Annotated in this window: 7 protein-coding genes; 3 read left to right on the top strand and 4 right to left on the bottom strand. The window is 52.7% G+C overall.

The features are described 5' to 3' along the window. Positions 1–163: helix-turn-helix domain-containing protein (locus ACTRWK_RS17440; protein ID WP_462844106.1), on the top strand; the 163-nt coding region annotated here is incomplete at its 5' end. A gap of 237 nt (positions 164–400) precedes the next feature. Here the strand turns inward: ACTRWK_RS17440 and ACTRWK_RS17435 are convergent. Further along, positions 401–1135, bottom strand: coding sequence for a MobA/MobL family protein (locus ACTRWK_RS17435; protein WP_462844105.1), 735 nt, complete (start codon positions 1133–1135; stop codon positions 401–403). 227 nt (positions 1136–1362) lie between these two features. Between ACTRWK_RS17435 and ACTRWK_RS17430 the strand changes: the two genes are divergently transcribed. Beyond that, positions 1363–2118, top strand: coding sequence for a hypothetical protein (locus ACTRWK_RS17430; protein WP_462844104.1), 756 nt, complete (start codon positions 1363–1365; stop codon positions 2116–2118). Between the two features lie 1171 nt (positions 2119–3289). Here the strand turns inward: ACTRWK_RS17430 and ACTRWK_RS17425 are convergent. From ACTRWK_RS17425 to ACTRWK_RS17415, 3 genes are all read right to left on the bottom strand, one after another. Next, a complete protein-coding gene (locus ACTRWK_RS17425) occupies positions 3290–4315 on the bottom strand; it encodes a Stealth CR1 domain-containing protein (RefSeq protein WP_462844103.1) in 1026 nt (341 codons plus the stop codon). 203 nt (positions 4316–4518) lie between these two features. After that, a complete protein-coding gene (locus ACTRWK_RS17420; protein WP_462844102.1) occupies positions 4519–4881 on the bottom strand; it encodes a MerR family transcriptional regulator in 363 nt (120 codons plus the stop codon). Beyond that, positions 4878–5816 carry a RepB family plasmid replication initiator protein gene (locus tag ACTRWK_RS17415; protein ID WP_462844101.1) on the bottom strand — a complete coding sequence of 313 codons (939 nt, stop codon included), beginning with the start codon at positions 5814–5816 and terminating at the stop codon, positions 4878–4880. Before ACTRWK_RS17415 ends, ACTRWK_RS17420 begins: the two co-directional genes overlap by 4 nt. Before the next feature lie 338 nt (positions 5817–6154). Here ACTRWK_RS17415 and ACTRWK_RS17410 point away from each other — a divergent pair. Then, positions 6155–6552, top strand: a 398-nt coding sequence (locus ACTRWK_RS17410; protein WP_462844100.1) for a recombinase family protein, incomplete at its 3' end; no start/stop codon positions are given.

Here is a 6552-nt window from a genome sequence, read left to right as displayed (position 1 = left end):
GGCAAAGGCAGCTGGGAAATACCGAGGACGATCGCCGACGGCTCAGCAGAAAGCCCCTGAGGTGCGAAGATTAAAGGAAGAAGGTATGGGGGCTACTGATATTGCAAAGGTCTTGGGGATCGGGCGGGCAAGTGTTTATCGAATGCTCGCAGGCAACCAATGACGAAGATAAGCCAGTCTGAAAGGAAGCGAGCTCAGAGAGAGCGTGATCGCATCAACGGGTGGGTGGAGGTGACTGTGAAGGTGCCCCAGGCCCAAGTCCCTAACATACGCGCCTACGCGGCCTCTCTGCCGCCCCCAGAGCCCCCCACGGACCCGAGGCAGCTCGACATGCTCAACGAGATAGAGGCAAGGCTTAATGGAACCGCTCAGGATGAATAGCAGCGCGCCCAAAGCGGCATTACCGCTGGCTTGGTTCGTCGCTGACATCCAGTAGGTCATACCCAAGCTCAACGGCCTGTCGGATCGCGTAATTTGCTGTCATCTGTGCTACGCGGCCGCGGCGACGAGTGGATCTGCTTGATGGTCCTTGGCCCCCCACGCGATCCATGCGTGCTCTACGCTCAGGGCCAATGTGCCGTTTAGGAGGTCGTGTAATGCCACGATCCTTGAAGCTCCGCCATTCTACACCGGCGACGCCACTCTCCCGCGCAACCCCATTCATGATCGACGCTATCTCACAGCGTAGCGATTTCGGGCGACCTCGATCCCCAAGCCTGATTACATCCCGCCGGCGCACCCTCAAAGCATCAGGGCGTCGCTGGCGGGCTGATTTGAGGCTCTCCTTGCCATCGACAGCAAGAATGTGGATGTGGGGATTTCCTGGCGTATCACTATGAAAATAAGCTATCGCAGCAGCTTCTGAGCCAAGTGGTGCGATGTGCTGGACTATGCGATCCATGGCCTTCTTTCTTTCGAGAGGCCCCCAAGTCTGCGGCAAACTGATAATCATTTTTTCTGCAATGCGCCGTCCGACTTTGCCGCCTGATTGTGCCCGCGCTTGTAAGCGCACGCGCAACTCTTTCTGCAACACCCTGCAACCTGTGTAATCGCGCACATCTCCAAGTGGCGGCAACCCCGCCACGGCGACTTCCGTAGCTGCGCTCGCCCTCGAAACGTAGCGTAGGTGCGCCATTGCAGCACCAACTGCCGCAGAGCCGGACGCTGACCTTTTCCGCGCACCCATGCCGGTTGTGATCCCTCTAAAACGGGTAGTCAGTTCAAGCACGCTCTCGTACCCTCTTTTAATACGCATGTGTTTTCAGCGGTTTAGCGATAGCTAAACCCCCTTGTGCGCCTTCATTTTTTTCAAAAAGGAGATGGGACCATGTTCCTCCTGTCGCAACATGGAGACAGACGAAGATGAACGAAGCTAACGAAACGACAAATCCAAAGAGCAGGCTGTTTAGTTGCCTGTGCTTCGGGGGGGCGCTGGTGATGTGGGTGCTAATGCTCCCGTGGTATCTATTCACTATGCCACAGCGAAAGCGCGCTGCCGTTGCCCGAGAGGTTGCTCTGCGAGAAGAGCAACGGAGGGTCGAGCGCAAAGAGCTTGAAGATCAGGCGAAACGGAAAAACGAGATCGCGCGAAAGAGCGAGGCGCTGCTGACCCTCGAAGAAAGATACGATTTTGCTATGGGGACAGTCCGACAGAGCGGCAAGCCAGCGGATGCGGACGCTATCGAGAAGGCGTGGATCAAATATGAGAGCTTACTCAACGAACTGGGGCGCAGCCTGTCGCTGCGTCCCTATGAGACGAAAACCGATCAGGAACTCTGGGATATTATCGGCGGGGAAATGGAGGAAACTCATCAGTCTCTGCTGTTCCTGACCGATGAGCAGGATGAGATTGCCCGAGAGGCTGCTGCTTTTGCGCTCATTCAGCTGAGGCGCGAATTACAGCCCCTGCGAAGCGTCGATGAGCATGTGAAGGCCGTGGCGGAATTGGCTGCGCGCCTGCAACTGCTCAACACCAGGTTCCACGCGGAGGAGTCTCCCAGGAGGACAAAGGCGCTGAGGCTTATCGAGAGCCGGCTACGGTGGCGCCTTTACCGCAAGCTCCGGCTGAAAGCGCAGAGAGGTCGAAGGGTATCTAACAGCGCGCCCCTGGGCATGTAGATCACATGTCAGCCAGGTTGTGACATGTCACAACCTGGCTGATGCAAATCAGACTGTCATCCGCGGCGTCTCAATGGCCCGGACACCCCAATTCCGCATTTTTTAAGACGGTCCAAATTTTGAAAATGGTTAATCGGGGGAATGGACGCGCAGGCCTTTTTTATATGATTCAGAAGGCTTATATTGCGAAAACCCCATCCAGCCCCTTCAGTAGCACCCAAACGGAGGTCTATGGCGTATAATCCAAACCAGCTGACAGAGTTCATGCAAGAGGTGGCGCAGTTGGTTCCAAGGGCGGACATTCGGCGGCGAGATTGGAAGCGGCAAACGGATGCGGTACGATTGGCCTGCGTGACATCCCAGATGTGGGCCGAAGATCCTGAGCGGGTTTTTTTGGTGGACGGGCGTATCGAAAATAATCTGATCCGCGACGCTCTGAACAGCGGTAGTGTACGGGGGTTCTTCAATCAAAGGTGCCACGACAAGAAGTTGAAATGCCGGCGCGTGATCGTGTTCGACACAAAGTCCGGAAACGGTATGGATGAGAAAGCGAACAAGCTATCAAACCTGCACTTTCACGCGATCTTCCTACTGGACAGCCCGGACGAAAGGCTATGGCTTATGGATCGTCTGAGGGCTGTGTTCGGTAGCGCTCCTACGCTGAGGTCGCGGCAGTTCTGGGTGAGTCGACCGGATCAAGGGAGCCATCACTCATTTGCGGGGCGTCGAGGGGTCGGGATCAGCGGTAAGATTTGCTATATGCTGTCCCACGCTGGTACTACGCACGCCAGCCTCAACCTGAACGCAGAGGGCCGTCGAAGCAGGAAGGCACCTGCAACCAGGCGGAGTTGCAATGTTCAGTCGAAGGGCCTGGCCGCGGGGAAGCCCAGCAATTTCCTTTCCAGTATTGTTATCTGCGACAACGCTTCCAAGCGCGAGGCCCAGAAAGCGTTCGAGGCGTGGATGGATATCCCCTGGGAAAGAGAGGTCGACGAACCCGCAGATGTGGTGACATGTCACGACGTAGTTAGAGCCACTGTCAGGAAGCCTGCGCCTCCTCACCCCCCCTCGTATGCGCAATCCCTATTCCCTTGGGAGAGGGACCTGCCTGCGCAAGACACGATCCCGTTTTAGGGCAGCTGCTATGAACTCTACGTTAAGATCAGCTGCTCTAAGTGTCTGCTCTGTCGTTCGCGCCTACCACGATGCCCAGCTCCTTCAAGACGGGCAAGGACAGGTATCCTTCTAATTTTGCTGCCATTGTTTTTCGGATTTTCATAATCTGATCCTCCTGAAATTCGTCCAAACTTTGAATGCATCCAAATTTGATGTCGTCCGCACGGAGTGCATCAAGCTGTTCATCGGAGTAGTTGTTAGGTTTGATATAGACAACATCCTGGGGTGGCTCGTGTACAGCAGTCCCATTTTTCAATTCCAAGTGGTAACAAAGACCAACAGGTAGAAACTGATCAATCGTGCGAAATTTTGGTGATATCTGTTGGCGCAAGATATCTGGGTTCGCGGCATAAAACTCTTCCAGCAAAGCCTTCCGCTGCGGATGGGGGTGGTGTTCAAGTTGAATGTAATAATCAAGCCCCGACAAATCGGCGGATAAAACTTGCGCTGTTTTATAGTGAGCGGGAAGTTGGCCTTTCCCCAGGATGCGATAGCGTATCCTGCGCAACGCCAACTTTGCTTTAAGCATGTTGGTTGAACGTCGTTTTCCAAACACACGCAGACGGTTGTTTTTGTCTATAAAATCATCTCGTTTGACGGGAGAATTGAGGAAAAAATCATCGTTAAAATAGATAAATTCATCGGATAGATCTTCGATGAAACACAACATTGTTTCAATTGAAAGAGAATTGAATGTAGGTAATTCTCTTTCAAATCCACGAAAAATTTCTGTGTGATCCACAATCCGTATTTTGTCCGCGTCACAAATCCCACACTCTGCAAAAGAGGCGAGATGAGCTGGTGTCTGCCCATCTGTAACGATGAAAATGCGCTGAATAAAAGGCGCGAATTTCAAAATAGATGCAATCGCGAAGTAAATTTCTCCGCGGTCATTGAAGCGGGTTTCGACAACCGCGTTTGATGTTAGGTCAATCTTGTTCGGATTGGCATGCAGCGCCGCGAGACGTTTCTTTTTGTGTTGTGGGTCATTTCCATCAACCCAAGCGATTACTGCATCCATCTTTTTCGTGACCTTTGCTGCCTAAAAAGGAAGAGCTAACAGCTTAACCTTCTAAACAGAAGTGATCTTTATCCAGCGGAACTGGTGTTGTTTTACACTGCAATGTAAGCAACTTCCTATCCTGACCCTCGTTTTGGCATGGTCCCAATATAACCCGATCTAAGCCGCCAAAAACCTAATTCAAAAACCGAGCAGTTTTAGTGCTACTTCTGCCAGAACCACTTCCACGGCCGCCTTGGTTTATCTCGCTGATCTGTGAGCAATAGTTCCGCTCGGGTAAGCCTTTCCCTTAGGTCATCCACGGTCTCCCGCTCCCGCTCTAACATCTCTCTAAGCATCTTCACTTCAATGCCGGTTTGATCCGCGGACCTGTTGCCGGGTTGCTGATCGTTCAATTCTTCGGGTTGCGCAACGGTTGCTGGGAACACCCTGAAAAGTTCAGCTGGATCAATCTCGTATTTGTTGCCAATCTTCTTGGCGGACATTCTACCTGATTTTATTGACCTCGAAATGGTAGATTTTGGTTTTCCAACCTCAGCCGCCGCTTGCCCAAGTGTTAATTTCATTGGGGTTCCTCTGTATCGTCTTCAATGAGTTGCGCAACGGTTGCGCCAGCTTCTGGGTAGGGGGCCGTGGCGAGACTTCTTGCTATGCTGTGGCGTAATGCGGCGTTCTCCTGGGCGATTACCTCTACGCTGCTCTCCCGCCGCGCCCTGCGGCCCGAACGGTGTCGTTCCAGCTCCTTAAAGGACTCCATCAGCTCGCTGCCTTCCTTTCGCCCCCACACAAGCCAAATGCCGGCAACTTTTCGACCCCTCTTGATGGGTATGTAATTGGCGGTGAAGCCCGCGAGGTGATTCACTTCTGATAGAGCCTTCTCAATCACGAAGCGTCTTAGATCTTGCCAGCGAGTGAATGTGCCAGGGGCCAGACCGAATATCTCTCGAAGGTCTTCTATCGTGAAGTCGTCACTTGTTTTTCGAAGCCCGGCACGAAGGCTTAGGAACATATAAAGGCGCAAGCTAAATTTGCTTTCGAAAGCTAATACTGCCCGGCGTGATAGGTTTGCCCAATGAGTGCTGTCACCGACCCCACGGCGCACCGCCTTCGAAAACTCGTATCTGATCTCCGCATCTAAGTGATCTTCATCTTCACGCTCTACATCAGCAAGAATAGAACCTGATTTTGTGTAGGAGCGCCCATCCTTAGGCTTCACCTGAATGCTGATCGTCGTGGAGTGAAGTTCGTCTATTGCTTCAACCAGTTCATCACGCGACCGGTGAAAGCTCTCGTTTATGACGCTGTAAGGAACACGGTGCTGCTTATCATCCGCGATATGAACCCCCGCTTCCTGAACCAGGAGGCAGAACAGCTTAGCAGCCCGTAAGCTCATGGTGCTGCCCGTCTTGAACCGCATATCAACCAACTCACCCGCCGCGATGATAGCATCGGGGTTGTCGCGGTTGCTGCGAACTATATCGAGGAGCGTTTTCTGAGCCATTCCCAAGGCGTAAAGGTGAGCGAGGTTTCTATCAACTCCCCTAACCCGCGATTACTCACCTTTTGCCCGCGATCACTCACCTTTCGCCCGCGATTACTCACCGTAGTCCCGCAATCACTCACCTTTAACGGCATAAGTTATTGTTTATGAAATTGTATTCGCTTCGGAAAAAGAAAAAGAAAAAGAAAAAGAAGGGAGGTTGTTGATAAGTCTCACTGGGCCTGGCCGTGTGAGACGTCTCATCCACAGGCTTTCGTGTCTCATATGAATGGTTTTTTGCGTAAGAGACACAGCGGACCAATATTCCTTAGACCCATGTGAGACACAGGAGGATACACATGCAAGTCGGCTACGCCAGAACATCTACGATCACGCAAGACGCAGGTCTTGAAGCTCAGATGAGAGACTTAAAATCGGCAGGATGCGAGCGTTTTTATGAAGAGCAGGTGTCCAGCATAGACAGGGGTAAACGAGAAGAGCTGACCGCTGCGTTAGACTACCTCCGTGAGGGCGATGTGCTCGTCGTTACGAAGCTCGATAGGCTTGCGCGATCCGTGCCCGATCTATGGTCAATAATCGAAGTCATAGAAGCGAAGGGTGCAGGGCTGAGAGTCCTTGCCAATGGGGAAATGGATACGACGACCCCCACGGGTCGGATGATGATAACTATGCTGGGCGCAGTAGCTGAGTTCGAGAGAAGCATTATGTTGGAGCGACAACGCGAGGGCATCGCGAA

The sequence above is a fragment of the Sulfitobacter sp. G5_S2_6_S6 genome (assembly GCF_054968505.1).
The sequence above is the reverse complement of the archived record's forward strand: the minus strand, read 5'-3'. Positions and strand labels throughout refer to the sequence as shown.